Origin of the sequence: Parapedobacter sp. ISTM3, assembly GCF_016533505.1 — a bacterium.
GTDB lineage: Bacteria > Bacteroidota > Bacteroidia > Sphingobacteriales > Sphingobacteriaceae > Parapedobacter > Parapedobacter luteus.
Window position 1 is genome coordinate 1 of the sequence record NZ_JAENGN010000064.1, and the last position, 777, is coordinate 777.

General features: G+C 42.6%; 2 protein-coding genes. Both read left to right on the plus strand.

Annotation, left to right across the window (positions count from 1 at the left end; translation table 11 throughout):
• Positions 1 to 271, plus strand: a 271-nt coding sequence (locus JHJ32_RS22630; RefSeq protein WP_200123013.1) for a DUF3408 domain-containing protein, incomplete at its 5' end; no start/stop codon positions are given.
• 11 nt (positions 272 to 282) lie between these two features.
• Positions 283 to 777 (plus strand): conjugal transfer protein TraD (locus tag JHJ32_RS22635; RefSeq protein WP_200123015.1); only part of this gene is annotated, 495 nt, incomplete at its 3' end.

Sequence of the window (777 nt, forward strand, 5' to 3'; positions counted from 1 at the left end):
CGTACAAAGGGAAAGAAACCGTACCAAGAAGAGCCTTGACGGAAGCTACGGCGAACACTTTTTGAAAACCCATTCGATGACAAAGCGGGGCGATAAAAGTATCTATATCCGGCAGGAATACCACGAACGGCTATCCCGTATTGTACAGGTAATCGGTAAAGATGCTATACCCCTGTATGCCTATCTCGATAACATACTGGAACATCATTTTGAAATGTTTGAAAAAGCCATTACCGATGATTTCAACGAAAAGTTTAAACCCATTTTTTAAAGCATCTGATTATGGAAATAGTAATTGTGATTTGCCTGCTGATAGTCATTGTCCTGCTTTTGCAGGATAAGATTGTAATTCATAAAAGGTCGGAGCAAAAGTCCAAACAGGAAAAAGTTAACCCGAACCTGCCCGATATTATGGGGCAACCCAAGCCAGTAAGAAGCCTTTCAGTGCCAAACACTGCCAATGACAGCCAAATAACGGAACCGGAGATAAACCCTGATAATTTAGACATCGAATACGACGAAAACGAAAACGTCAGCATTCAAATTCCGCAGGAAGAACTGGACGAAGTTTTCAGCAATATGCCTGATTTGGAAGAAGAGGAAGAAGAATGGAACAGGTACGGAATATCCGGTGGCGATAACGGTTTTGCCCAAGGGGTTACCTATGACGAACTAAGCTCCGTAGGGGCATTGCTCCAAAAAGAGAATTTGGAACAGGCTCAAAAGGAAACAGCGGTAGCCATAGTTCAGAAATTACAGGGAACCGAATTATTCAGC